The following is a 24008-nucleotide window of genomic DNA, read 5'->3' on the forward strand; positions in this document are numbered from 1 at the left end:
GGTTCCCTCAATCCCGGTAGACGGCGGTCGGGGCGTTGGCGTCGGTGCCGAGGGGGACCTTGAGCCATTCGTCGTAGGAGGTCTTCCAGGTGCCGTCGGCGATGAGGTCTTCGAGGGCGCCGTTGACGAAGCGGGCGAGGTCGGTGTTGCCCTGCTGGACGCCGATGCCGTAGGACTCGACGGAGAAGGTGTCGCCGACGATGTGGAGGGTCGGGTCCTGGACGGCCATGCCGGCGAGGATGGTGTCGTCGGTGGAGATGGCGTCGACGGTGCCCTGCTGGAGGAGCAGGAGGCAGTCGTTGAAGTCGGGGACGGTGACCTGTTGGACCTGGTCGTTGGCGGCGGCGATGTTGCCGCCGGAGGTGGAGGTCGCGCCGGTGCACACGCTGTGGTCGGCGGTGAGGTCGGCGACTTCGTCGATGCCGGAGTCCTTGGCGACCAGGAGGCGCTGTCCGGCGCGGAAGTACTCGGCGGAGAACTCGATGTCGTTCCAGCGTTCGCAGTTGATGGACATGGTCCGCACGACGAGGTCGACGCGGTCTTCCTGGAGGAAGGTGACGCGGTCGCCGGAGGTCATGGGGACCCACTGGATGGTGACGTCGGGTCCGAGGAGGGCTTCGGCGACGGCGCGGGCGATGTCGATGTCGAAGCCTTCGAGGCGGTTGGTCTGGGGGTCGCGGTAGCTCATGAGGTTGGTGGACTGGCTGACGCCGATGGCGATCTGGCCGTCGTCGTCGAGGTCGGCGATGGCCTGTTCGGCGGTGACGGTCCCGGGCGCGTAGGAGGCGAGCGGGTCGCAGCTGGTGTCGGGGGTGGAGGCGGCGACTTCGGGGTCGAAGTCGATGCCGGAGGGCAGCGGTGTGGGGACGTCGACCTGGGGCGGTTCGATGTTGGCCGGTCCGGCGCAGGCGGCGAGGAGTCCGGCGAGGGCGCAGGCGGCGGCGAGTCGGGCCGTCCGCCGGCGCGGGGCGTGGTCTCGGTGCTGGTTCATGCGTAGTACTCCGCCACTCGCATCTGGATGCCGACCGCGGTGCCGATGAGGGCGAGCAGGGCCAGGGCCGCGAGTCCCGCGGCGGCGCCTGAGAGGGCCCTGCGGGCGTCGGCGGTGGCCTCGGTGAATCGTTCGGCGCTGACGTCGGTCGCTTCGGTGAGGGAGGCGTTGAGGGCGTTGAAGGAGGTGGAGAGGCTGCCTTCCTCTTCGCCGACCGCGAGTTCGACCGCGTCGGTGTACCGGCCTTCGGTGGCGAGCTTGACCACTTCGCTGTGTCCGGCGCTCCAGGTCTCGGTGGCCTGGCGGGCGGTGTCGACGGCGTCGGCGAGGTCGGGGTCGTCGGCGAAGGCGGCGTTGAGCTGGTCGAGGAGGCCGCCGGAGGCGACGAGTTCTTCCATGTGGGTCGCGTAGCGTTCGGCGGCTCCGGCGTCTTCGCCGCGGGCGATGAGCAGGAGCGATTCTTCGGCGCGGGCCTGCTGGGCGCTGATCTCGGCCTGGGCGAGCAGCGCCAGCGGTTTCGCCCCGTCCTCGTGGGACCGGTTGGTGTGGTTCGCGGAGGTCAGCGAGGCCATCGCGAGCCATCCGGCGAAGCCGACGAGGAGGATCGTGGCGCCGACGAGTCCGAGGTTGAACACCCGGTTGGTCTTGCGCGAGAGCCAGACCTGCGCCCACAGGAGGGTCACGAGGGCCGCGGCGGCGAGGGCGGCGGCCACCCAGGGGAAGGCTTCGGCGCCCGAGCGGGACTCGCTGAGCTGGCCGAGCGCGTTGTCCTGGAGTTCGTGCGCGGCCGGGAGCATCTCCTCGCGCATGAGCGTGGAGGCCTGCTCCTGGTAGGTCGCGCCGACCGGCTGGCCGAGCCGGTTGAAGGTCCGGGCCGATTCGACCAGCCCGGTGTAGACCGGCAGGCGCGTGTTGAGCTCGGCGACGAGCTGGGCGTCCTCGGCGGTCTTGACCTCGCCGGCGGCCGTGGTGAGGGCGACGGTGGCGTCGCGCATGGCCTCGCGGTAGGTCTGGTTCATCTCGTCGGAGGGGGTGCCGGCGGTGAGGTAGGAGGAGGCCGCGGTCGCGTCGGCCTGGGAGAGCGCCTGGTACAGCTGGAGGGCGGCGACCGAGAGCCGCCCGGACTGGCTGGTGGTCTCCTCGATGACGGCGGACTTGGCGAGGATCGAGGTCATGCCGGTGATCCCGGCGCCGAGGAGGAGGGCGACGAGGACGGCCAGGAGGCCGCGCAGTTGTCCTGGGGTGTGCCGCAGGGCGGCGAGGGCGCGGTCGAAGCGCCGTCCTGGCGCGCCTCCGGCGGGCGGCTGCGCCGATTCACGGCTCGCAGGCGACGCCTGCGGCGGCGCCTGGTTCAGAGCTGGAGGGGACTGGACGGACAACTACTGCACCTCACTAGGTTTCACGTCTCGCTGGCTCTGGCGCGGCCGCCGTTGCCGCCGCAGCGCGCACGTCGGCGCGACCGGAGTGTCGGGGGACTCCCACATGGTATCGGCCCGCGGCAAGGATCGGTGACTACCGTCTCGCCGTGGCCGGCGCCGGGCCCGGGACGGTACGGTGGGCCCGTGCCGAACGCCGAACCACCGCCCACTCCGGACGACGAGTACTGGATGGGACGCGCCGTCGAGCTCGCCGGGCGCTGCCCGCCGTCCGCGACCGCCTTCAGCGTCGGCGCCGTGATCGTCGCGGACGGGCGCGCGGTCGGCGAGGGCTGGTCGCGCGCCGAGGACCCCCACGACCACGCCGAGGAGGTCGCCTTGCGCCACGCCGGCGCGGCGGCCCGCGGCGCCACCGCCTACTCCTCGATGGAGCCGTGCGGCTCTCGCGCCTCCCGGCCCGCCCCCTGCGCCCGCCTGCTCGTCGAAGCGGGCCTCGCCCGCGTCGTCTACGCCCTCGGCGAACCCGCGAATTTCGTCGACCGGCCCGGCGGCGACGCCTACCTCCGGGAGAACGGCGTGGCCGTGGCGGTCATGCCCGCATTCGCGGCGGCGGCCGAACGCCCCAATGCGCACCTCCGATAATGTGGGGCGCATGAGGCCACAGACCGACCCTCTCCAGACCGCCGAAGCGGCAGCCGCCGAGGCCGGAACGGTCCGCCTCGACGTCCGCTGGACTCTCGGCGGGCCCCCGCGCGAGGCCGACTACCGCGCCGGCCACCTGCCCGGCGCCGTATGGCTCGACTTCGACCGCGACGTGTGCGGCCCGGTGGGCCCCGTCGGCGGGCGCCACCCGCTGCCCGATCCCGCCGCGCTCCAAGCCGTCCTGCGCGCCGCGGGGGTGAACGACGACTCCCGCGTGCTCGTCTACGACGACGGCGACGGCGCCGCCGGCAAGCCGTCGGTGAGCATGTCCGCCGCCCGCACCTGGTGGACCCTCCGTTGGGCCGGCCTTGAGGACGTCCGCGTCCTCCAAGGCGGCTTCAACGCCTGGATCGCCGCCGGACTCCCGGTCGAGACCGAGACGCCCGCACCCGAACCGGGCACCGTCACCGTCACCCCCGACCACCTGCCCGTCCTCGACGCCGAGGACGCCGCCGCGTGGGCCGAGGAGCGCGAACTGGTCGACGTGCGCGCCCCCGAGCGCTACCGCGGCGAGAGCGAACCGGTCGACCCGGTCGCCGGGCACGTCCCCGGCGCGATCAACCTCTTCCTCGGCGAGGACGACCTCGCCGACGCCGACCGGCTGCGCGAACGCTACGCGAAGCACCCGGACGCGGCCTACTACTGCGGCTCGGGCGTCGGCGCCGCCCGCACCGCCCTGGCCGTCACCGCGGCCGGACTGCCGACACCGCCGCTGTACATCGGCTCATGGAGCGACTGGGTCTCGCGCGACCGCGAGGTCGCCACTGGGGAGGAACGATGAAGCGCCTGATCCTGGCACCCGCACTGATGCTCCTGGCGCTGGCGGCGTGCAGCGACGACGGCGGCGACGTCGACGAGCCGGTCGACACGGCCGCCGACGACGCCACGCCGTCGCAGGAGTCGAACGACCCGGTCGAACTCGACCTCGCCGAAGCCGACGGCGCCTGCCCGTTCATCGACTCGGCGGTGCTCAACGCGACCACCGGCGAGGAGTTCCGCTTCGCCTCGGGCGGGCCCGGCGAGGCCGCCGACGACGAGGACCCCCCGGCGCAGCTGACCTGCGCGGTCCAGACCGGCGAGGCCGCCTACCCCGACCTCACCTTGTTCATCATCGGCACCGAGGCCAGCGCCGAGGTCTACGAGGACGAGCTCAACGACAACGCCGAGTCGATCGACGACCTCGGCGAGGCCGCCTACTGGATCGTCCACACCGAGGACACCGGCGCCGGCCCGGCCCTGGAGATGGGCTGGTACGACGGCGGCACCATCTTCGAGATGCGCTACACCACCCCCGCCGAGACCGAGGCGGCGACGGTCGAAGGGCTCGTCGGCGGCTTCACCGAACTCGCCGTGGGCATCGCCCAGTCCTACGCCGACCGGTAGCGAACGCGAGAACGCCGCCGGACCCTCAGGGTCCGGCGGCGTTCTCGTACACGGCGTCTGCGGCCGGGAACGATAAATGAGCGCCCTCCCCGCCGGGGGTGCGAGGAGGGCGCTCAGGTGCGGAGTGCAGTTCAGGGGCGTTTCGGTCCCCGTACGCGGGTAGCGCCGCTACCTGCGCAATTGGAAACGTTTGCAACGCTTTGGTCAGCGTACTCCCCGGTAGTCCCTCGGTCAAGACTCTCGCGAGGACGCCTCATGACCCAGTGGACACGTGTGAACGACTGCGGCGCAAAGCGACCGCCGGAGACTCCCGGTGAACCGGTCGACTATTCGGCGGGAGCGGCGAAGATCTTCGCGGCGTCGTCGACCGACAGGCGGATGGTCTGCGAACCGGAGGTCACCGCGACCTCGCCGTCGAGCCGGTCGATCGCGACCTCCGCGCCCGGGTCCACGCCGGCCTCGTGGAGCGAGGCCAGCAGCTCGGGGTGGGTCTGCGCCGACTCGCACAGGCGCGTGACGCGCACCTTCGAACCGGGGGCGACCACGCTCATGGGCCGCTCGCCGGCCTCGTGCCCGACCGACTCGGCCGAGGCGTCGAGCTCCTTGAGACCGGGGATCGTGTTGCCGTAAGGCGAGCGGGTGGGGTGCTCCAGGAGGTCGTACACGCGCTTCTCCACCGAGTCGCTCATGACGTGCTCCCACTTGCAGGCCTCTTCGTGGGCCTCGGTGTAGGACATCCCGATGACGTCGACGAGCAGGCGCTCGGCGAGCCGGTGCTTGCGCATGACTGCGACGGCCTGGCGCCGCCCCTCCTCGGTGAGCTCCAGGTGCCGGTCGCTCTTGACGTTGAGCAGGCCGTGGCGCTGCATCCGGCCCACGGTCTGCGAGACCGTCGGTCCGCTCTGCTCCAGGCGCTCGGCGATCCGGGCGCGCAGCGCCGGGACGCCCTCCTCCTCGAGTTCGAGGATGGTGCGCAGGTACATCTCAGTGGTGTCGACGAGGTCCGTGGTCACAGCTTCGTTCCTTCACGTTGTCCGCCCGCAGGGCACCGAGCGGGGTGGGTCGAGTAGCCGCCAGACCCCCTGTCTGCGTCAATGGTATACGGCGATCACGCCGTCCAGGCACGCAGCCATACGGACATACGAGACGGTCAGGCCACGTAGTCGGCGAGCCGCCCGGCGTAGTCGGGCTGACGGAGACGGTGGAGCGCGTTCTTCTCGATCTGGCGCACCCGCTCGCGCGAGAGCCCGAAGTCGGCCGAGACCTCTTCGAGCGTGCGCTGACGGCCGTCGTCAATGCCGAAACGCAGGCGGAGCACGGTTTGTTCCCGCTCGGGCAGGCTCGCCAGCACGCCCGCGATGTGGCGCCGCAGCAGCGCGTACGACACCGCGTCGTCCCCGGCCCGCTCGCGCGGCAGGTGCGCGACCAGGTCGCCCAGCGCCGTCGAGTCGTCCTCGCCGACCGTCTGGTCCAGGCTCACCGGCTCCCGGTCGTACGACATGAGCTCCAGGACCTTGCCCGGGGTCACGTCCAGCTCGCGGGCGATCTCCTCGTAGCGCGGCTCGCGGCCCAGCTCGACCATGAGGTCCTGGCGGGCCCGGTTCATCCGCTTGATCTGGTCCACGGTGTGCGCCGGCACCCGGATCGTGCGCGACTGGTCGGTCACGGCCCGGTTGATCGCCTGGCGGATCCACCAGGTCGCGTACGTGGAGAACTTGTAGCCCTTCTGGTAGTCGAACTTCTCGACCGCGCGGATCAGGCCCAGGTTCCCCTCCTGGATCAGGTCGAGCAGGCTCAGCCCCGCGCCGGAGTAGCGCTTGGCGACGCTCACGACCAGGCGGAGGTTCGACTCCAGCATCCGCTGCTTGGCCGCGCGGCCCTCGGCCGCGATCCGGGCCAGGTCGCTGCGCAGGTCGGGGTCGGTGGTCTCGCTGATGCGGCAACCGGCCATGAGGCCGGCCTCGATGGCCTTGGCGCACTCGACCTCCTCGGAGGCGGTCAGGAGCCGGTGCTTGCCGATGCCGTTGAGATACGCGCGAACCGGATCGCCGGAGTACTCGGTCGCGCGCTGCGCCGGTCGCTGGGCCGGACGCTGACGGATGCTGTCGACAGGTGCCATCGAATTCGCCTTTCGCTGCATACCCCCCGGATGCGGGTGAACCCGCACCTGACCCGGCGGGCACCGGGGTCGGGTTACCAGCTTGCAGCGGATCCGGCGCTTTGCGATCCCCCAGGACGAAGGGTGGCACGAAGTCGGGAGACAGCATCACGATTTCGGTTTAGGGGCCTCCCACCGATACCTGATGGCCACCAAACGGACCACGAAGATCACCCCGATGGCGCTGAGCATCAGCGTCCAGTGGCCGATCTGCGACTCCCACCGGGCCCCCACGCCGACCATCACCGCGCCGATCGCGGCCGCCAAGGCGTAGAAGTCCTCGCGCAGCACCGCCGGGATCTCCTGGACCAGGACGTCCCGCAGGATGCCCCCGCCGATCCCGGAGAGTACTCCGACGATGCAAGCCGCGTAGACCGCGAAACCGAAATCGAGCCCCTTGAGCGTCCCGATCACCGTGAACAGCGCCAGACCGGCCGCGTCGAGCACCAGCATCATCGTCCGCACCCGCGACAGCGCCGGATGGAACCGGAAGACCACCAGCGCCGCGATCACCGCCACCAGCAGGTACCGCCAGTCGCTGAGCACCAGCGGCTTCGCGTCGATGAGCAGGTCGCGGAGCGCGCCGCCGCCCAGAGCGCAGATCGAGCCGATGACGACCACGCCGAACAGGTCGAGGCGCTTGCCGACCGCGGCGCTGGCCCCCGAGGCGGCGAACACCGCAGTCCCGACCAGTTCGGCGATCAGGCTCATCACGCTCGGATCGAACTCCAGAGAAGAAGGATCCACCTGAGCGTTATAGCAGGTAGATGCCGGTCACATGCCCCGTCTGAGCGAAGGTGAGAGCCAGGCGGCGCTCAGCGCTTCATCTTCGCGAAGATCTCCTTGCAGTTCGGGCAGATCGGGAAGCGGTCGGGGTCGCGCGAGGGCACCCACATCTTCCCGCACAGGGCCTTCACCGGGACGCCGTCGACCATGGCGGCCATGAGCTTGTCCTTCGGGACGTAGTGCGAGAAGCGGTCTTCGTCGCCGTCCTCGTAGGTGTAGTTCGGGTTGGTCTGGGTCTGCTCTTCGAGCAGGGTGGAACCACCGGTGGAGCCGCCAGTGTCACCAGTGGTGGGAAGTTCGCTCACGTCAACTCACTCCTCGTTCGCGGGCAAGATCCCGTCAATCTTGCCACGGCGCCCGCACCGACCCGCATTACGCGGGCCCGGCGCTCACTCCGAGTCGATCATCGGGCGCTCGGGCGCCTCCAGCGTCCGGGCCCGGCGCTGGTACTTCGTGAAGCGCGCCGGCTTCTTGCGCGCCAGCCGGTCGTTCGCCAGCAGGACCGCCAGCCACGGCAGGAGCGCCATGCCGACCAGGCACAGCGGAATCCACAGCCACAGGTAGGGCGCCTCGGCCATCACCAGGACGCCGCAGCCGATAACCAGCGCGATCCGGATCGACATCATCAGGACGTAGCGGATCGTGCGGAACCGCCGCTCCTCTTCCAGCGACATCGCCGCATCGGTGATGCTCGTTGCCTTCTCACGCCGTGCCACCCTGCGAGCCTACGCCCGCCCGAACGAAGGCCGCACCGGCGCCGTGAGAGCCTCTGATGCGTGAAAGCAGTAGTGCAGACCGTCGGCGAAGCCGAAGTCACGGTCGAGGGCGAGAGCGTCGGCGCGATCGGCGAGGGCCTGCTCGTGCTCCTCGGCGTCACCCACACGGATGGAGATGCGGAGGTCCGCTGGATCGCCGAGAAGCTCTGGTCGCTCCGGATCATGCGCGAGGAGCAGTCGGCGTCCGATCTGGACGCGCCGATCCTCCTGGTCAGCCAGTTCACCCTCTACGCCGACACCCGCAAAGGCAGGCGGCCCTCCTGGAACGCCGCGGCCCCCGGCCCGGTGGCCGAGCCGCTGTTCGAGGCTGTGGCCGCCCACCTGCGGTCCCTCGGCGCACATGTCGAGACCGGCAGGTTCGGCGCGATGATGGCCGTACGCAGCGTCAACCTCGGTCCCAACACGATCCTCCTGGAGCGGTGACCGCGACCCCGGATATTTATGGTCGGCAAGCAGGGGCCGTGGCTCTGCACATTTACGGCTGGCAAGCGGGCGCCGTGACTCCGCACAATTACGGCTGGCAAGCAGGCGCCGTGACATTGCCAATCCGGGGGCGGTAAGCGAGCGCCGTGAAGCTTCGGGCGTCCTAAGATCAACCGGGTCCACCGCCGTCCGAGAGGAGTCCGCATGATCCCGGCCGCCCCACCCGAGTCGCTTCCGTCGCTTCGGGTCTGGCAACGCAAGGCCATGGTCGCGTACCACCGGGGTCATTCGCGCGACTTCCTCGCCGTCGCCACCCCGGGCGCCGGCAAGACCACGTTCGCGCTGCGCATCGCCTACGACCTGCTCGCCGACGGCACCGTCGACACCGTCACCGTCGTCTGCCCGACCGAGCACCTCAAGGTGCAGTGGTCGGGCGCGGCGGCCCGCTTCGGCATCCAGCTCGACCCGTCCTTCCGCAACGCCGACGTCCACAGTGCCGCCGACTACCACGGCGCGGTCGTCACCTACGCGCAGATCGGCGCCGACCCGGCCGTCCACCGCCGCCGCACCCTCGCCCGCCGCACCCTCGTCATCCTCGACGAGATCCACCACGCCGGCGACGCCCGCACCTGGGGCGAAGGAGTCCAGACCGCCTTCGACGAGGCCGAGCGCCGCCTGGCGCTGACCGGCACGCCCTTCCGCAGCGACGACAACCCGATCCCGTTCGTGGAGTACGAAGAGGACCCGGACGGCGCGAAGCGCTCGCGGGCCGACGCGCTCTACGGCTACCGGGACGCGCTGGCCGACGGCGTGGTGCGCCCGGTCATGTTCATGGCCTACTCCGGCCAGGCGAAGTGGCGCACCAGCGCCGGCGACGAGCTCGCCGTGCGCCTGGGCCAGCCGCTGACCAAGGACCTCACGAGCCAGGCGTGGCGCACCGCGCTCGACCCGGAGGGGGAGTGGATCAAGCAGGTGATCCGGGCCGCCGACCGGCGGCTGTCGTCGCTGCGGGCGGCGGGGATGCCGGACGCGGGCGGGCTCATCATCGCCTCGGACCAGAACAGCGCCCGCTCGTACGCGGGCATCCTCAAGCGCGTCACCGGCAAGAGCGCGACGATCGTGCTGTCGGACGACGCGGGCTCCTCGGACCGGATCGCGAAGTTCGCCGACTCCGACGAGGAGTGGCTGGTCGCGGTCCGGATGGTCTCCGAAGGCGTCGACATCCCGCGCCTCGCCGTCGGCGTGTACGCCACGAACGCGCAGACCCCGCTGTACTTCGCGCAGGCCATCGGGCGCTTCGTGCGGTCGCGGCGGCCCGGCGAGACCGCCTCGGTGTTCCTGCCGAGCGTGATCCCGCTGCTGAGCCTCGCGGAGAACCTCGAGGCCGACCGCGACCACGTGATCAAGCCGAAGTCGCAGGACGAGGACCCCGAGCTGCTGCTGGAGCAGGCGCAGCGGGTCCTCGACGAGGGCACCGAGCTCGGCGGCCAGCGCGAGACGCTGGAGTCGAGCGCCGAGCTCGACCAGGTGATCTTCGACGGCGGCTCCTTCGGCCTGCCGGTGGAGGCCGGGAGCGCCGAGGAGCAGGAGTACCTGGGCCTGCCGGGGCTGTTGACGCCCGAGCAGGTGCACCTGCTGCTCCAGAAGCGCCAGCGAGAGCAGATGGCGAAGCAGCAGAGCGGGACGCGCACGGAGGTCGCCGAGCGCCCGGCGGAGCCGGCGATGACGAACGCGCAGAAGCGGCTGAAGCTGCGCAAGCAGTTGAACGCGCTCGTGGGGGCGCGCTCGTTCGCGACGAACGAGCCGCACGGGAAGATCCACGCGAAGCTCCGGTCGACCTGCGGAGGGCCTCCGAGCGCCCAGGCGACCATCGAGCAGTTGGAGGAGCGGATCGCCGCGATCCGCTCCTGGTGAGCCGCTGAGGCGGCCGCACGGCCTACGGGAAGCGACGACGCCCCCGCGCGAAGCGCGGGGGCGTCGTTCTCGTTGCGGGCGAGGCCGATGAGGCGGCGCTCGCGGTACGGTCCGCGTTCGCGGCCGAGACATGACAAGGGCCCGAGCGGGAATCCGCTCGGGCCCTTGCCCGTAAGTCTGGTCGCGCCTAGTTCTGCGAGGCCATGAGGTCGGTGCCGCGCCATTCGAATTCGGGGTCTGCCGTGAAGTCGATGGCGATCGGCACGAGCTTTTCGGCGAACTGATTCGCGTGGTGGCCGCAGAAGACGAGGTCGCCGCCTTCGGCCAGGGTGACGCGAAGCTTGGCCGCGGCGCTACAACGATCGCAGCGCTCGCCCGCGATCGGACGTTCCTCCGTCTGGGGCGGGGGCGTCAGGGTGGATGTCATACCAGGTCCTCCGCTGCGTTCGGTTGCGTGTCTGTGACACTCGGTTTATGTCGGCCCGTTGACCGGCACGTTCCGATCAACGCCTGCACTGTACTACCTCTTCCCGACACCGGCTGACTGAGACTCGGCTCACTCATCGGGTGCTCGGGATAGTTGCTCCACACCGTAGCCCACGGAATGCGGATCGACAACCCGGCCGAACCTCGGCCAGGCCCGATTTGTACCCGGGGAGCGGCCGCGCGAAACACCCGTTCGGGTGAGGCGCAGGCCTCATCGGGCGTGCGGGAGGCGCGGTATCCGGCTGCGGCGCGGGCGTTTTCGCGAGTGATGCGGCCCGGTTCGGGGGACTAGTCGAGGTAGTCGCGCAGGACCTGCGAACGCGAGGGGTGGCGCAGTTTCGACATGGTCTTGGACTCGATCTGGCGGATGCGCTCGCGGGTCACCCCGTAGACCTGGCCGATCTCGTCGAGGGTCCGCGGCTGGCCGTCGGTGAGGCCGAAGCGCAGTCGCACGACGCCGGCCTCGCGCTCGGAGAGCGTCTGGAGCACCTGCTGGAGCTGTCCTTGAAGGAGCGAGAAGGAGACCGCGTCGACGGCCACGATGGCCTCGGAGTCCTCGATGAAGTCGCCGAGCTGGCTGTCGCCCTCGTCGCCGATGGTCTGGTCGAGGCTGATCGGCTCGCGCGCGTACTGCTGGATCTCCAGGACCTTCTCGGGGGAGATGTCCATCTCCTTGGCGAGCTCGTCCGGGCTGGGCTCGCGACCGAGGTCCTGAAGCAGCTCACGCTGTATGCGGCCGAGCTTGTTGATGACCTCGACCATGTGCACGGGGATGCGGATGGTGCGGGCCTGGTCGGCCATGGCGCGGGTGATGGCCTGGCGGATCCACCAGGTGGCGTACGTGGAGAACTTGTAGCCCTTGGTGTAGTCGAACTTCTCGACGGCGCGGATGAGGCCGAGGTTGCCTTCCTGGATGAGGTCCAGGAACGCCATGCCGCGGCCGGTGTAGCGCTTGGCGAGGGAGACGACGAGTCGGAGGTTGGCCTCCAGGAGGTGGTCCTTGGCGCGGTCGCCGTCGCGGATGATCCATTCGAGGTCGCGGCGCATCTGCGTGGGGATCTCCCCGCCGCCCTCCTTGAGCTGCTTGAGGCGCTCGACGGCGTACAGGCCGGCCTCGATGCGCTTGGCGAGCTCGACCTCCTGGGCCGCGTTGAGGAGGGGCACCTTGCCGATCTGCTTGAGGTAGGCGCGGACCGAGTCGGCCGAGGCGGTCATCTCGGCGTCCTTGCGGGCCTGCTTGAGGGCCTCGGAGTCCTCCTCGTCCCACTCGAAGCCGTCCTCCTCCTCGTCGCCTTCGTCCTTCTTGGACTTGCGCGAGGAGGCGGTCTTCTTCGCGGCCTTCTTGCGAGTGGCCTTCTTGGCGGGGGCCGCGGCGGCGGCCTCGGCGAGCGCGTCCTCGGAGGCGGCGAGACCGGCCTCGTCGGGTTCCTCGGCGGCGCCGTCGGCGGGCGCGGCCTTCTTGGCCACGGCCTTCTTCGCCGCCTTCTTGGCGACGGCCTTCTTAGCGGTCTTCTTGGCCGCCTTCTTGACCGGGGCCTCTTCGGCGTCGGTCTCCTCCGCGGCGGGGGCCGCGGCGGCCTTCTTGGGGGCCTTCTTCACCGCGGCCTTCTTGGCGGCCTTGGCGGTGGTGGTCCTGGAGGAGGTGGCGGTGCGGGCGGCGGGGACGCGCTTGCGGGTGGAGGTCGAGCCGTCCACGACCACGGTCACGTCGGCCTCGGCCAGCGCACGGAGCACCTTCTTGCCCTCGGCGGGGGAGGACTGGGCCGACTCCAGAACCTGAGCGACCGTCGCGGACGTCAGTTGACCGTTGCTCTCTCGGGCCAGAGCGAGCAATGAGTCGGTCAGGGAATTGACGTCAGTGCCGGTGGGACGTGCGTCAGTCACGAGCAACCTTCCGAGGCAATGGCGGGCACGGCGCAGCCGGGCTCCATGGCGGGTGAGCATTGGATATTAGGTCGGCAGCCCAGGTCGGCACACGACCGGGCAGGCGTGAATTGTAGCGCCGAAAATCGTTATCGGCCCGTCCGCGGTGCCGTTTCGAGCTGTGTTTCCGCATTTTGAGTTTCGCTGTCGCAGCGCGTGGGGTGTGGCGGCGTCTATTCTACCGTGCAGGTGCCTTCGGGCGGATCGCCGATGCCGCCCTGCGCGAAGGACTGCCGCGCGTCGGACGCGGAGCGGACCTCTTGGAACTGCGCCCCGAGGATGATCGTGATGGGCTGTTCCCATTCGAGGTCGAAGTTGTCGTGGCCCTGGTAGAAGTACGCGTGCGTGTGGAGCCCGGCGGCGTACTGCTCGGGCCCGAAGAACACCAGGGCGGTGCCGTCGTAGGGCTCGTCGGCGTCGCCGGTGTCGAGCACGACGAACCCGCGGTCCTCAAGTTGCGAGGCGGCCTGGTCGGCCAGACCGGTGCGGTCGGTGCCGTTGAGGACGATCACCTCGATCTCGGTGGGGTCCGGGATCGGGGCGGTCTTGATCTCGATCGCGCCGGGCGGGCAGGAGCTGTTCGCCGACAATTGCGAGTCGTTCCGTATCGCCCAGTACGTGATCAGGCCCGCCACCAGTGCCAGCGCACAAAGTACCGTCAAAGCGCGGATACGAGCGATACGCACGGCTGCCTCCCCGAGTCTCCAAAAGCCCCAACTTGATGTCCGGCTCTTAGACGAGCCGGCGCCCCGCAAACGTTGCCACCCGAAGGCTATCGTGCGCCGAACGACTTGGTGGGCGAGAGGCGGTACACTCGCCGCCGCCGCCACAGGAGTGTTTCTCACCACAATGGGGATGAAAAACCCTGGGGGATCGTGTATAGGAATGGACTGCACGCGGTAAGGTACGCCGCCTGCAGGGGACGGAACCGAACCCGCCAGGAACCCGAGCCGAGCCGCTGTGTCACCCGAACACTCCAAGCGGCACCCGCTGCGCCGGGTTCCCGTGCCACCGAAGCAACCAATGGGAGTGGAAAAAGATGGCAACCGACTACGACGCCCCGCGCCGGGACAAGGAAGAGAACACCGGGCCCGACGGCATCGAAGCCCTCGCCAAAGGCCGCACCGATCAATCCGGGTCGGTGGACGTCGACGAAGCAGAAGTGGCCGAGAACTTCGAACTGCCCGGCGCCGACCTCGGAGACGAGGAGCTGTCGGTCAAGGTCCTGCCGATGCAGACCGACGAGTTCCGCTGCTCGAGCTGCTTCCTGGTCCACCACCGCAGCCAGTTCGCCAAGGAGAAGAACGGGCAGCCGATCTGCAAGGACTGCGCATAAATCGCAGGAGAGGCCCCTCAGACGGCGCACGGCTCGCGGGTTCGCCCGCGAGCCGTTTCGCTTCACACGAAAGCCTCCGGGCGCGCGGACGGGGCCTCAGACGGCCGGGGCGTCCGCACGAGACGACAGCAGCGCCTCGCGCAGGCGCTCGGGGCGGCGCGAGGCGACCACCCAGTACGGGGTCGGGTCCTCGGGGTCGTCGAGGACGACCCGCACGCCCCGGTTGATCCAGGGCCGCTGGACGACGAAGGCCAGAGGGTGCATCGCGACGCCGAGGGCGTCGGAGTAGGCGACCGGTTCGAGGATTTCGACGTCGGCCACGGCCGACATCGGCAGCCGCGCGTCGTCGACTTGGAGCCACGTCTCGCCCTCGGCCTCGACCACCCGCACCGGCAGCCGCCCGAGCCACCAGGCGCCGACCAGGGGGACGACCAGGATCACCAGGCTCGCACTCACCCGCCACCAGCGCATGTCGCCCATGTTCGACAAACCCGCGGCGATCAGCGCGAGCACGACCACGCCCAGCCAGCCGGCCGCCGGCAACCGCATCCGCTCGGCGTACCGCTCTCCACTCCTCATATCTGAGACCATAGTCCCGACTCGGCGACAGCGACCCGCCCGTATGTCGAGACACACGGCCGCGCCACCGGGCGGGGCCGTAGTTTTGTAGGGCACGGCGACGCATACCCGCCCGAAGGCCGACGCAGAGGGCGGAAGCCCGGGCGGAGCCGTAAGTTTGCACCACGGCGACGCGTAACCGCCTGAAGGCCGACACGCAACGTGGAAGCCGGGGCGGAGCCGTAATTGTGCTGAGCGTTGACGCGCGAGCGAGAGGAACCCATTGACGATGACCGCGGACGTGCCGGTCGCCATCCGGCGGCTCGACCCCGACCTGCCGCTGCCCGCCTACGCCCACCCGGGCGACGCGGGGGCCGACCTCTACGCCGCCGAGCGCGTCGAACTCGCCCCCGGCAGGCGCGCCCTCGTCGGCACCGGCGTCGCCGTGGCCGTCCCCGACGGGCACGTCGGCTACACCAACCCCCGCTCCGGACTGGCCCACCGGCTCGGCGTCACCATCGTCAACGCCCCCGGCACCATCGACTCCGGCTACCGCGGCGAGATCAAGGTCAACCTGGTCAACCTCGACCCCGAGCGGACCGCCGTCATCGAACGCGGAGACCGTGTCGCACAATTGGTCATCCAACCGGTTGTGCGGGCCCGTTTCACCGAGGTCGACGACTTCGCGCCGACCCAGCGCGGCGCGAACGGCCACGGTTCGACCGGCGGGCACCGCCGACTTGCAGAGGAGAACGAACGTGTTTAAGCGGCGACGGTCGTCGAAGAAGCAGCGCCCCACCGAGGGCGCCGTACTCGACTCGCTGGCCGAGAGCGGCTCGACCGCGCCTCGGGTCCACACGGACGGCCCCTACGACGCCGCCGACGCCCCCGAAGAGGGCGACGTGCGACGCATCGACCTCGGCGCCATCAAGCTCCCCGTCCCCAAGGGCGTCGGCTTCCAAGCCCAGACCGACGCCAAGGGCAACATCTCCCAGGTCCTGCTGACCACCGGCTCCTCTGCGCTCCAACTGCTCGTGCGCGCCGCGCCGCGCAGCGAGGGCATCTGGGAGGAGTTCCGCGGCGAACTCGCCGACCAGGTCACCGGCCAGGGAGGCCAGGTCGAAGAGGTCGAGGGCCGCTGGGGCACCGAACTGATCGCGAAGGTCGCCGGCAAGAAGGGCGCCAACTCGGTGCGCTTCTGCGGCGTCGACGGCCCCCGCTGGTTCGTCCAGGCAACCTTCCAGGGCCAGCGGGCCCTCGACGAGTCCGCCGCCCCCGAACTCGACGACGCCCTGCGCAACCTCGTCATCGACCGCGGCTCCACCGCGATGCCCGTCCGCGAGCCGCTGCCGCTGAAGCTCCCGCCGAAGATGGCCGAAGAGGCCGCCGCCCGCATCGCGCAGCGCAAGGCCGAAGGCGGCGACGGCAACCGCGCCATCATCGCGGCCGGGGACACGCCCAAACCGCAGGTGCGGCGCAAACCCTCCCCGCGCCCCAAGCGGTAAGGGCCGAGGCCCCCGGGCGGCTCAAGGACCCGCTCAGGCGCCCGGCCGCCCCTTCACGGGAGCGGCTCGCCTACAAGACCGACCTCGGCGACCGCCCGGCAGCCGCGGCCGCCGGGCGCTTTCGCACCGAATGCCCCGACGGCACCGGTCAGGTCGCATTGGTCTGGACGGGCCGACGGCGTATCGTGGGCTAGGAGGCCGGGGCCGGGCTCGTCGCGCGCGGACACGCCGCCCGAGCGGGCGACGGCCGCTTCGTCATCCACGACCCGACCTACGAACTGCGCCCCCGAGCGCGGACCTGTCGCCGAGGCACCGGCGACCGACCGGAAGGCCCGCATTGAGCACCGAGACGCCGACCCGCAAGCCCGACCCCGAGCCCCGCGAGGACGCCGAACTCGGTGAGCAGGACCCCGCCGAGACCCGCGACCAGAAGGACCCCGAGCCCCGGCCCGACCCCGACGACCTGCCGCCGTTCACCGAGCAGCTCTCGCAGCAGCTCGGCGGCGTCAAGGGCGTGGTCGAGGCCGCGGTGCCGATCACCCTCTTCGTGGTGCTCAACCCGCTCCTGCCCGACCAGATGGGGCCCCTCAGCGGCCTCCAGTGGGCCATCCTCCTCTCGGCCGCCTCCGCGCTGGCGATCGCCGCGTGGCGCGCGATCCGCAAGGAGCCGATCCGGCACGCCCTCAACGGCCTGTTCGGGATCGCGCTCGGCGCGTTCCTCGCCTGGCGCTCCACCGACGCACGCGACTTCTACCTGCCCGGGATCATCCAGGGCGCGATCTACGGGGTGCTGCTCATCGTCTCGGCGCTCGTGCGCCACCCGATCATCGGCTGGATCTACGCGGTGGTCGCCCAGGGCGGCAAGAAGGAGTGGCGGGACAACAAACCGCTGGTGGACGTGCTCAGCAGGGTCACGATCCTGTGGGGGATCGTGTTCATCGTCAAGAACGCCCTGCGGATCTGGCTGTACTACATCGACGCCGAGAACGCGCTGGGCCTGGTGACCCTCTTCGGGGGCTGGCCGGTCACGATCGCGCTGACGGCCTTCACGATCTGGGCGGTGCGCCGCCACATGAAGACCGTCGAGGCCGCCGGGGCGCCGGCGCTCTGACGCACGCGGACGGCGCGGGGCCGAGGGGCCCCGCGCCGTTTCGCGTCCGCGCCTGGGAGGCGCGCGAACGCCGTCTAGGCCGGGAGGCAGTCGAACTCAGGGGCGGCGCTCAGCGTCCCCGAGACGTTGAACCCGAACTCGATCGAGTCGCCGACGGCGATCTCCTGGTTCCAGGAGACCGGTGCGGCCATCTCCATCGTGCCCATCGTGGAGTACTCGGCGTTCCAGATCTGGCTGACCGTGACGCCGGTGCTCGGCCACTGCCAGTGCAGCATCCAGTTGTGGATCGCCTGGGTGCCGGTGTTGGCGACGGTCACCGTGACCCCGGCGCCCGAGCCCCAGTCGTTCACCGACGCGGTGGCGGTGCACTCGATCCCGGAGGGGCCGCCGGTGGTCGGCTCCTCAGTGGGCTCTTCGGTGGGCTCCTCGGTCGGGTCCTCGGTGGGCTCGTCCGGGGTGGTCGGCGGCTCGGTCGGCTGGCCGGAGCCGAACCACACGTCGGAGCACGAGTAGAACGACTGGTCGAAGTGGCTGGCCTGCCAGATCATGTACACGATGTGGTGGCCGGTGCGGCCGGGGGCGGAGACGTCGATGTCGACGAGGGTGCCGCCGCCCGAAGGGGGCGTGCGCCCGACGCCGGGGGCGATCCTGTCGGTCTCGGCGACCAGTTCGAGGTCGGCCCAGTCCAGCGCGTCGGTCTGGGCGTCGTAGCCCTGCCTCGTCACGTAGATCCGGTAGTAGTCGGCGCCGTGGTCGGCCTGGTCCCAGTTGGTGAACGTGAAGTTCGAGTTCACCTGGGTGGTCTTCCACGGCCCCGGTTCGTCGAGCGCGGCGTACCGGGTGCCGCCCGTCTGGCCGGCCGAGCAGAGCTGGTTGTCGGGGATGGCGCCCTGGTGGTCGCCGCCGACCTGCTCGAGGTAGAGGCCGTTCCAGTTCCACATGGCACTGGGGTCGTTCTGCCAGGCGCCCCAGCACATGGGGTCCTCGTTCGCCATGGCCGGGTTCTGGAAGTCGTCGCCCCAGCGCTCCCAGCAGCTGTAGTGCCGCGAGGAGGGGCCGATGGCGGTGCCGTGGCTGGAGGCGGGCTGGATGAACAGCACCGCGGCCGAACCGGCCGCGAAGAGCGCGGCGACGAGGAGGACGAGGCTGCGGACGCGGCGACCGCCGGGTCGCGGCGGATCGTGGCGGTCGGGACCGAATCTTCGGAGATTGAGCATAGTAGCGCTCCCAAAATGTAGGAACATTGACACTTTTCAATGTAACTGGCTCGAAGTGCGCATGTAAAGGGCATCGGGATTATTTTTGACGACTGACCGATCGAATTCGGGTCGGAACCGGCCCGGGCGCGGTTCGAGGGCCGGCCAGGACCGCTCGCGGCCCTTCGGCGGCTTTCGGGCACAAGGGAGCGGCCCCGGCCGCGAGGGCCGGGACCGCGTGGTACCGCCGGGGTTCTCAGGAGCGACGCCCGCTGTGGAGCGTCGCCCGCTCGGGGGCGGTTGCCTCTACTCGTCGCGCCTTCTCAGGCGTGCCGCCTAAGAGGCGAGGCAGTCCAACTCGGGCATCGCCGTGAGCGCGCCGTCGACGTTGAACCCGAAGGACACCGAGCTGCCGGGCTCGATGACCGAGTTCCAGCCGACGGGAGCGATCATCTCCGAAGTGCCCATCGTGGAGTACTCGGCGTTCCAGATGTTGCTCACCGAGACGTTCGAACTCGCCAGCCACTGCCAATGGAGCATCCACGCGTGGACGGTCCTGGTCCCGGTGTTGGCCACCGTGACCTCGACGGTGGCGCCGTTGCCCCAGCTGTTGACCGAGGAGGTGGCCGCGCAGCTCAGGTCGCCCGGAGGCGTGGTGGGGTCGGTCGGCTCCGGGTCAGTGGGCTCGGGGTCGGTGGGGTCGGGGTCGGTCGGGTCCGGGTCAGTGGGCTCGGGGTCGGTCGGCTCGGGGTCGGTCGGCAGTTCGCCGGGGCCGCCCTCGCCGAACCACACGTCCGAGCAGGAGTAGAAGGTCTGGTCGATGTGGCTGGCCTGCCACACGACGTAGACGATGTGGTGGCCGGTGCGCCCGGGGGCGCTGACGGGGATGTCGACCGGCTCGCCCGGCAGGTACACGCCGGTGGAGACCACGCGCTCGAGGTCGCCCCAGTCGAGGGCGTCGGTCAGCGCGTCGTAGCCCTGCTTGGTCACGTACACCCAGTAGTAGTCGCCGCCGTGCGTGGCGGTGTCCTCATAGTGGAGCGTGAAGTTGTTGGCGAGCGGCGTGGTGTGCCACGGGCCGGGCTCGTCGAGCGAGTTGTAGCGCCCGCCCTCGGCCTGTCCGCCCGAGCAGAGCTGGTTGTCGGGGATGCGCGACTCGTGCTGACCGGCCATGCCCTCGCGCAGGAGGCCGTTCCAGTTCCACATGGTGCTCGGGTTGGCCTGCCAGGCCTGCGCGCACATGGGGTCGGTGTCGGCCATGTTGGGGTTCAGGTGGTCGTCGCCCCAGCGCTCCCAACAGCTGTAGTGGCGGGCCGCGGGGCTGGTGACGGTGCCGTGGGCGGAGGAGGGCTGCACGAAGAGGAACGACGCGACCCCGGCCGCGAAGGCCGCGGTGACCGCGATGATCAGCGTGCGTAGGCGATGACGGGATGGTCTGAGCATGGTAGCGCTCCCAGAATATAGGAATATTGAGGACTATCAATATAACCTGTGTCACGTCCAGATGTAAAGTCCGCCCCCGACCTTTCGCCGCAAAAGGACGAACCGGAACCAACCGAGTCCGCCTGGGGCGCGTGTGGCTCATCGCCCGCTTCGAGGGTGTTCGGCCCGCCGCCGCGCACGCCCCCGCCCGCCGCCGGACCCGCCGGGTAGGGTCGCCCCGGGGCCCGAAAGCCGATGTCACACCTGCGCGGCGAAGCCGCGGACCGGCCCGGCCGGCCCCGTATCCTGGCGTGCGGCCCGCTGAGCGTCAGTCGGCGCCGCAGCCGTTCCAGACCAGAGGATGAGGACGATGATCGTCACCGTAGGAGACGTCGCCGCAGGAGGCCACTGCGTGGCCCGCGTCGACGGCGAGGTCTACTTCGTCCGGCACGCCCTGCCCGGCGAGACCGTCCGCATCGAGGTCACCGACCGCAAGAAGCGCTTCGCGTTCGCCGACGCCGTCGAGGTCATGGAGGCCTCGCCCGACCGCGTCGAGCCCCCGTGCGCCTTCGCCGGCCCCGGCAAGTGCGGCGGCTGCGATTTCCAGCACGCCGCGCCCGAGGCGCAGCGCCGCCTCAAGGCCAAGGTCCTGTTCGACCAGCTCACCCGCATCGGCGGCATCGACCCCGCGCTCCTCGAAGGCGTCGAGGTCGAGGAGCTGCCGTGGGAGGAGGGCGCGCTCGGCTGGCGCACCCGGATGCAGTACGCCGTCGACGCCTCCGGGCGCCCGGGCCTGCGCAAGCACAAGTCACACGACCTCGTCCACATCGACCGGTGCGCCATCGCTACCGAGCGCATCCGCGAATCGGACCTCCTCGAGAAGGACTGGGACGGCATGGGCGCGGTCGGCGTCGTCGACGCCGACGAGGACCGCCTCGCCGTCTACACCCAGCTGCGGCGCACCGCCCGGCCGCACCACAAGAGCGGCCCCAAGCTCGTCCACCAGAAGGTCGAGGGCCAGGAGTACGAGCACGTCTTCGAGATCGGCTTCGACGGGTTCTGGCAGGTCCACCCCGCCGCCGCGCCGACGTTCATCGCGTGCGCCCTGGAGTTCCTCGAACCGCGCGAAGGCGAATCCGCCTGGGACCTCTACGCCGGCGCCGGACTCTTCGCCTCCGGGCTCGCCGCCGCGGTCGGCGAGACCGGCCGCGTGGTGGCCGTCGAGAACTCGCCCGCCTCGCGCACCGCCGCGAACCTCGCCGAATGGAAGAACGCCGGGGCGATCGAAGGGGACGTGGCCGCCATCGCGCCCGACCTCGGCTCGGTCGACCTCGTGGTCCTCGACCCGCCGCGCAGCGGCGCCGGCCCGGAGGTCGTGCTCGCGCTCGGCGAGGCCAGGCCCAGGGCGATCTGCTACGTCGCCTGCGACGCCGGCGCCCTGGCGCGCGACGCGAGCGACCTCGCCATCGAAGGCTACGAACTCAAGCGCCTCCGCGCCTTCGACGCCTTCCCGATGACCCAGCACTTCGAGACCGTGGCACTCTTCGAACCGGTCGACTGACCGCACACGCCTTGACCGACCGCACTCCTCGGAGCCGATCGATGACCCTTCCCCCCGACCCGACGCGCGCCGCCGACCCCTACCGGCGGTCCGGCCCCGCGCACCCTGGTGGTGCGCCGCAGCCGCAGTCCTTCCAGTACCGCCCGCACGACCCCTACGGGGCCTTCGCCGCCGGACGGCCCTCCGGACCGGTCCTGCCGCCGCCGCCCACGTTCGCGCAGCGCTGGGGCATCCGCGGCCGCGAAGGCCGCCCGCGGCAGATCACCGTGATCCTGCAGGCCCTCTGGATTCACCTCGCGATCACCGCCCTGACGGTCCTCGTCGGACTCTCGGTCGCGCTCCTGGCCTTCGCGGCCCTCTCGTTCGCCGGATTCTTCACCGGCGTCCTCCTCGGCCTCGTCGTCGCCGCAGCGAACGCCGCCCTCATCTGGGCCGTCGCCAAGGAAGAACTGGGCCGCTTCGGGTTCCAGGACTCGCGCACAGTGTTCTACATCGGACTCGGCCTGCTCGCCCTCAACGCCCTCACCGGCGTCTTCAGCATCCTCAGAATCCTGCCCTCGCTCGCCCAGCTCCTCGCCGTGGCCCTGTGCCTGGTCCTGCTCCACACCCGACCCGCCAAGGCCTGGCTCGAACGGCCCGGCAACCGGCCCCGCAAGGCCCCCGACCAGCGCCCCGACTCGCCGATCGGCATCGATCCGCCACCGCCGGTCTGGCGCGACGCCCACCTCGACCCGCGCCCGAACGGCCCGCGGCCCCCGGCGCCGCGGTAGCCGAACGGCTCAGTCGCAGCTGCAATCGCAACCGCCGCAGCAGCCGCCCCCGTCCGAATCGCCCCCGCAGCACTGGCAGCAGTTGCAGCACTCGCACCACCCGCAGTCGCAGCAGTCGCGGCAGCAGCCCTCGCGCCCGCGACCGCTCCACGGGCCCTCGTAATGCTCGGCGCAGCACAACTGACAGGTGCAGCACAGGACCGCGAAACCGCACAGCCCGGCCCAGAACCCGCGCCGCCGCGGCGGATCGCCGATCTCGTCGCCGGGGTGGAGATCCGCGCGGCGCGGGATGCCGCGGACCTCATGGCTCCGATCCGGCTCGTGGTAGCTCGCACAGGTCGAACCGAAGGCCTTCGCGACCGCGTGGCGGGCGTACCGGTCGAGCAACAGACCCGTCAACGAAGCGTCCAACAGCGAAGCGGACGCCAAGGCCGCCTTCATGTCCGCGAGCGCCCCGCGCGCCAGCGCCCGGGCGCCCTCCACGCCGGCACCGGTCGCGGCCAGCGGATTCCAGGCCCCGCGCTCGGCGTCCTCGTCGAAGTCGTCGGCGGCATCCAGCAGATGCGCGAGCCGCCCGAACGCCGTCCCGGCGGCCCGGAACGCCTCGGCGTTGCCCGGCTCGCCGCCGAGCGTCGCCGCGTGCGCGAACAGCGCACCGGTCGCAGTCTCCGTCGGCGCGGTGACGGCGGTGAGCGGCGTGCCGGGCCCGCAGGACGCCTCGATGTCGCGCTGGCCCTCGATCACGGCGACGAGCGGTTCGACGTCGAGGCCGATCGAGCCGCCGATCGACGCGGCCTTGCGCCGCAGCCGACCCGCGGTCACGCCCGCCAGGCCCCGCGCGCCGGGCCGGGCGACGATCCCGTCGCCGTCCTCGACGTGGTCGCGCAGCTTCGCCGAGGCCAGCAGCAGAGAGGCGGTGGCCGCCAGGCGCGGCCCGCCTCCGGTCGCGACGCGCTGGCGGCGCATGCCGCGCAGGGCGCAGGGCCCGGCGTCGCGCGCGTCCGAGTCGGCGCCGAGCTGGGCTTCGACGAGGACCGAGAGGGCGAGGGCGTCGTAGTTGGTGGTGAGGCGCGCGAAGTGCCCGGCGTCGTCGCGCAGTTCCAGGCAGAGACCGCAGAAATGCCCCATCCAGCGGGGCTTGAGGTCGTCGGGGGTGCGCGAGGGGCAGGGCGCGAGGATGCCGAACAACGGGTCTCCTAGCTCGTCGGCGGCGCGCCGAGCGGGCTCGGGCGTGCTGCGGGGTGCGTCGCCCGGGGATTCTATAGCCGGGACGCAACGCGACCGCCGAGCGCGGGTCGGCGGTCGCGTGCGGGAGGCCCGAAGAGTCTTGGACGCTCGGCGAGGAGTCCTCGCGAAGCGTCTCAATACATTAGCACATCCGCATGAATGGAGTGGCGTTTCGCGCAGTGAGCGTGCTCGGTTCGGTAGGTACGGATCGGGTCGGCGGTGCGATGGCGGCGTTGGCCAGGGAACGCGTCCGGTGGGAGTGAGCGGGCGGGCGGTGTGAAACGTGGGATGAGGGCGGGTGCGCCGGCCCCCGGGGTCGGGTGTGTCGGGTGCCGGGTCCCCCCGATGCAACGATGACGCGGGGGTCCGACACTCGTTTGGGGCGTGGGGCGTGGGGCGTGGGG

The 24008-nt window shown here is 70.8% G+C and carries 25 protein-coding genes; 11 read left to right on the forward strand and 14 right to left on the reverse strand.

Annotated features, from left to right (window positions below):
* Positions 1–7: 7 nt before the first annotated feature.
* Together IF12_RS26365 and IF12_RS26370 are read right to left on the reverse strand one after the other, a co-directional pair.
* Positions 8–991: a glutamate ABC transporter substrate-binding protein gene (locus IF12_RS26365; protein WP_030162439.1), complete on the reverse strand. Its 984-nt coding sequence runs from the start codon at positions 989–991 to the stop codon at positions 8–10.
* Positions 988–2370, reverse strand: a complete 1383-nt coding sequence (locus IF12_RS26370) for a hypothetical protein (protein ID WP_030162441.1) — start codon at positions 2368–2370, stop codon at positions 988–990. The genes IF12_RS26365 and IF12_RS26370 overlap by 4 nt, the downstream gene beginning before the upstream one ends.
* Before the next feature lie 183 nt (positions 2371–2553).
* Between IF12_RS26370 and IF12_RS0122165 the strand changes: the two genes are divergently transcribed.
* Genes IF12_RS0122165 through IF12_RS0122175 form a run of 3 tightly spaced genes read left to right on the forward strand, consistent with a single transcriptional unit; the run spans position 2554 to position 4452 of the window.
* Complete coding sequence (locus IF12_RS0122165; protein ID WP_030162443.1) at positions 2554–3009, forward strand: deaminase; 456 nt, start codon at positions 2554–2556, stop codon at positions 3007–3009.
* Between the two features lie 10 nt (positions 3010–3019).
* Positions 3020–3850: a sulfurtransferase gene (locus IF12_RS0122170; protein ID WP_133884231.1), complete on the forward strand. Its 831-nt coding sequence runs from the start codon at positions 3020–3022 to the stop codon at positions 3848–3850.
* Positions 3847–4452 carry a hypothetical protein gene (locus IF12_RS0122175; protein ID WP_030162449.1) on the forward strand — a complete coding sequence of 202 codons (606 nt, stop codon included), beginning with the start codon at positions 3847–3849 and terminating at the stop codon, positions 4450–4452. Before IF12_RS0122170 ends, IF12_RS0122175 begins: the two co-directional genes overlap by 4 nt.
* 326 nt (positions 4453–4778) lie before the next feature.
* Here the strand turns inward: IF12_RS0122175 and IF12_RS0122180 are convergent, their stop codons facing one another.
* From IF12_RS0122180 to IF12_RS0122200, 5 genes are all read right to left on the reverse strand, one after another.
* On the reverse strand, positions 4779–5465 hold the full coding sequence (locus IF12_RS0122180) for a metal-dependent transcriptional regulator (RefSeq protein WP_081913855.1): 687 nt from the start codon (positions 5463–5465) through the stop codon (positions 4779–4781).
* A 137-nt stretch (positions 5466–5602) separates the two neighbouring features.
* A complete protein-coding gene (locus tag IF12_RS0122185; RefSeq protein ID WP_051704774.1) occupies positions 5603–6571 on the reverse strand; it encodes a sigma-70 family RNA polymerase sigma factor in 969 nt (322 codons plus the stop codon).
* Positions 6572–6718: 147 nt separating this feature from the next.
* Positions 6719–7357, reverse strand: a complete 639-nt coding sequence (locus tag IF12_RS0122190; protein ID WP_231492682.1) for a trimeric intracellular cation channel family protein — start codon at positions 7355–7357, stop codon at positions 6719–6721.
* 68 nt (positions 7358–7425) lie between these two features.
* A complete protein-coding gene (locus tag IF12_RS0122195; protein WP_051704776.1) occupies positions 7426–7701 on the reverse strand; it encodes a DUF3039 domain-containing protein in 276 nt (91 codons plus the stop codon).
* Between the two features lie 84 nt (positions 7702–7785).
* The gene (locus tag IF12_RS0122200) at positions 7786–8112 is read right to left on the reverse strand and encodes a DUF3099 domain-containing protein (RefSeq protein ID WP_030162460.1); all 327 of its coding nucleotides are present in this window, start codon (positions 8110–8112) and stop codon (positions 7786–7788) included.
* 60 nt (positions 8113–8172) lie between these two features.
* Here IF12_RS0122200 and dtd point away from each other — a divergent pair, with 60 nt between their 5' ends.
* Together dtd and IF12_RS0122210 are read left to right on the forward strand one after the other, a co-directional pair.
* Entirely contained in the window at positions 8173–8595 is a 423-nt protein-coding gene (gene dtd / locus IF12_RS0122205) for a D-aminoacyl-tRNA deacylase (protein ID WP_030162462.1), read from the forward strand.
* A gap of 207 nt (positions 8596–8802) precedes the next feature.
* Positions 8803–10509, forward strand: coding sequence for a DEAD/DEAH box helicase (locus IF12_RS0122210; RefSeq protein ID WP_369807744.1), 1707 nt, complete (start codon positions 8803–8805; stop codon positions 10507–10509).
* A gap of 187 nt (positions 10510–10696) precedes the next feature.
* Here IF12_RS0122210 and IF12_RS0122215 read toward each other — a convergent pair whose 3' ends face one another.
* The 3 genes from IF12_RS0122215 to IF12_RS26375 form a co-directional block, all read right to left on the reverse strand.
* Positions 10697–10936, reverse strand: a complete 240-nt coding sequence (locus IF12_RS0122215; RefSeq protein ID WP_030162469.1) for a hypothetical protein — start codon at positions 10934–10936, stop codon at positions 10697–10699.
* A gap of 347 nt (positions 10937–11283) precedes the next feature.
* Positions 11284–12939 (reverse strand): RNA polymerase sigma factor, encoded by a 1656-nt coding sequence (locus IF12_RS0122220; RefSeq protein WP_197034841.1) that lies wholly within the window; start codon positions 12937–12939, stop codon positions 11284–11286.
* A gap of 152 nt (positions 12940–13091) precedes the next feature.
* Entirely contained in the window at positions 13092–13580 is a 489-nt protein-coding gene (locus tag IF12_RS26375; protein WP_197034842.1) for a LytR C-terminal domain-containing protein, read from the reverse strand.
* 377 nt (positions 13581–13957) lie between these two features.
* Here IF12_RS26375 and IF12_RS0122230 point away from each other — a divergent pair, with 377 nt between their 5' ends.
* Positions 13958–14254 carry a DUF4193 domain-containing protein gene (locus IF12_RS0122230; protein ID WP_030162474.1) on the forward strand — a complete coding sequence of 99 codons (297 nt, stop codon included), beginning with the start codon at positions 13958–13960 and terminating at the stop codon, positions 14252–14254.
* A 96-nt stretch (positions 14255–14350) separates the two neighbouring features.
* Here the strand turns inward: IF12_RS0122230 and IF12_RS0122235 are convergent, their stop codons facing one another.
* Positions 14351–14833 carry a DUF3093 domain-containing protein gene (locus IF12_RS0122235; protein WP_030162477.1) on the reverse strand — a complete coding sequence of 161 codons (483 nt, stop codon included), beginning with the start codon at positions 14831–14833 and terminating at the stop codon, positions 14351–14353.
* Positions 14834–15101: 268 nt separating this feature from the next.
* Here IF12_RS0122235 and dut point away from each other — a divergent pair, with 268 nt between their 5' ends.
* The 3 genes from dut to IF12_RS0122250 all read left to right on the forward strand — a co-directional run bounded on the left by dut (position 15102) and on the right by IF12_RS0122250 (position 17428).
* Entirely contained in the window at positions 15102–15578 is a 477-nt protein-coding gene (gene dut, locus IF12_RS0122240; RefSeq protein WP_030162478.1) for a dUTP diphosphatase, read from the forward strand.
* Positions 15571–16317 carry a DUF3710 domain-containing protein gene (locus IF12_RS0122245; protein WP_051704785.1) on the forward strand — a complete coding sequence of 249 codons (747 nt, stop codon included), beginning with the start codon at positions 15571–15573 and terminating at the stop codon, positions 16315–16317. The genes dut and IF12_RS0122245 overlap by 8 nt, the downstream gene beginning before the upstream one ends.
* A gap of 337 nt (positions 16318–16654) precedes the next feature.
* Entirely contained in the window at positions 16655–17428 is a 774-nt protein-coding gene (locus IF12_RS0122250) for a DUF3159 domain-containing protein (RefSeq protein WP_231492683.1), read from the forward strand.
* A 74-nt stretch (positions 17429–17502) separates the two neighbouring features.
* Here the strand turns inward: IF12_RS0122250 and IF12_RS0122255 are convergent, their stop codons facing one another.
* Together IF12_RS0122255 and IF12_RS0122260 are read right to left on the reverse strand one after the other, a co-directional pair.
* Positions 17503–18645, reverse strand: a complete 1143-nt coding sequence (locus IF12_RS0122255) for a lytic polysaccharide monooxygenase (protein ID WP_081913859.1) — start codon at positions 18643–18645, stop codon at positions 17503–17505.
* A 315-nt stretch (positions 18646–18960) separates the two neighbouring features.
* Positions 18961–20067 carry a lytic polysaccharide monooxygenase gene (locus IF12_RS0122260; protein ID WP_030162486.1) on the reverse strand — a complete coding sequence of 369 codons (1107 nt, stop codon included), beginning with the start codon at positions 20065–20067 and terminating at the stop codon, positions 18961–18963.
* Between the two features lie 349 nt (positions 20068–20416).
* Between IF12_RS0122260 and IF12_RS0122265 the strand changes: the two genes are divergently transcribed.
* Both IF12_RS0122265 and IF12_RS0122270 read left to right on the forward strand, forming a co-directional pair.
* Positions 20417–21607: a class I SAM-dependent RNA methyltransferase gene (locus tag IF12_RS0122265; protein WP_081913860.1), complete on the forward strand. Its 1191-nt coding sequence runs from the start codon at positions 20417–20419 to the stop codon at positions 21605–21607.
* A 41-nt stretch (positions 21608–21648) separates the two neighbouring features.
* Positions 21649–22377: a hypothetical protein gene (locus IF12_RS0122270; protein WP_030162492.1), complete on the forward strand. Its 729-nt coding sequence runs from the start codon at positions 21649–21651 to the stop codon at positions 22375–22377.
* A 9-nt stretch (positions 22378–22386) separates the two neighbouring features.
* Here the strand turns inward: IF12_RS0122270 and IF12_RS0122275 are convergent, their stop codons facing one another.
* A complete protein-coding gene (locus IF12_RS0122275; RefSeq protein ID WP_030162494.1) occupies positions 22387–23565 on the reverse strand; it encodes a DUF5685 family protein in 1179 nt (392 codons plus the stop codon).
* Positions 23566–24008: the final 443 nt, after the last annotated feature.

It is taken from the genome of Glycomyces sp. NRRL B-16210, assembly GCF_000719515.1.
In the GTDB taxonomy this organism is placed as follows: Bacteria; Actinomycetota; Actinomycetes; order Mycobacteriales; family Micromonosporaceae; genus Glycomyces.

What these genes read in the sequence shown, in the direction of transcription:
- IF12_RS0122170 (WP_133884231.1), top strand. Translation starts at nt 3,020, where the DNA reads ATGAGGCCACAGACCGACCCTCTCCAGACCGCCGAAGCGGCAGCCGCC.
- IF12_RS0122265 (WP_081913860.1), top strand. Translation starts at nt 20,417, where the DNA reads ATGATCGTCACCGTAGGAGACGTCGCCGCAGGAGGCCACTGCGTGGCC.
- IF12_RS0122260 (WP_030162486.1), bottom strand. Translation starts at nt 20,067, where the DNA reads ATGCTCAGACCATCCCGTCATCGCCTACGCACGCTGATCATCGCGGTC.
- IF12_RS0122255 (WP_081913859.1), bottom strand. Translation starts at nt 18,645, where the DNA reads ATGCTCAATCTCCGAAGATTCGGTCCCGACCGCCACGATCCGCCGCGA.
- IF12_RS26365 (WP_030162439.1), bottom strand. Translation starts at nt 991, where the DNA reads ATGAACCAGCACCGAGACCACGCCCCGCGCCGGCGGACGGCCCGACTC.
- dut (WP_030162478.1), top strand. Translation starts at nt 15,102, where the DNA reads ATGACCGCGGACGTGCCGGTCGCCATCCGGCGGCTCGACCCCGACCTG.
- IF12_RS0122235 (WP_030162477.1), bottom strand. Translation starts at nt 14,833, where the DNA reads ATGAGGAGTGGAGAGCGGTACGCCGAGCGGATGCGGTTGCCGGCGGCC.
- IF12_RS0122220 (WP_197034841.1), bottom strand. Translation starts at nt 12,939, where the DNA reads ATGCTCACCCGCCATGGAGCCCGGCTGCGCCGTGCCCGCCATTGCCTC.
- IF12_RS0122230 (WP_030162474.1), top strand. Translation starts at nt 13,958, where the DNA reads ATGGCAACCGACTACGACGCCCCGCGCCGGGACAAGGAAGAGAACACC.
- IF12_RS0122175 (WP_030162449.1), top strand. Translation starts at nt 3,847, where the DNA reads ATGAAGCGCCTGATCCTGGCACCCGCACTGATGCTCCTGGCGCTGGCG.
- IF12_RS0122185 (WP_051704774.1), bottom strand. Translation starts at nt 6,571, where the DNA reads ATGGCACCTGTCGACAGCATCCGTCAGCGTCCGGCCCAGCGACCGGCG.
- IF12_RS0122270 (WP_030162492.1), top strand. Translation starts at nt 21,649, where the DNA reads ATGACCCTTCCCCCCGACCCGACGCGCGCCGCCGACCCCTACCGGCGG.
- IF12_RS0122215 (WP_030162469.1), bottom strand. Translation starts at nt 10,936, where the DNA reads ATGACATCCACCCTGACGCCCCCGCCCCAGACGGAGGAACGTCCGATC.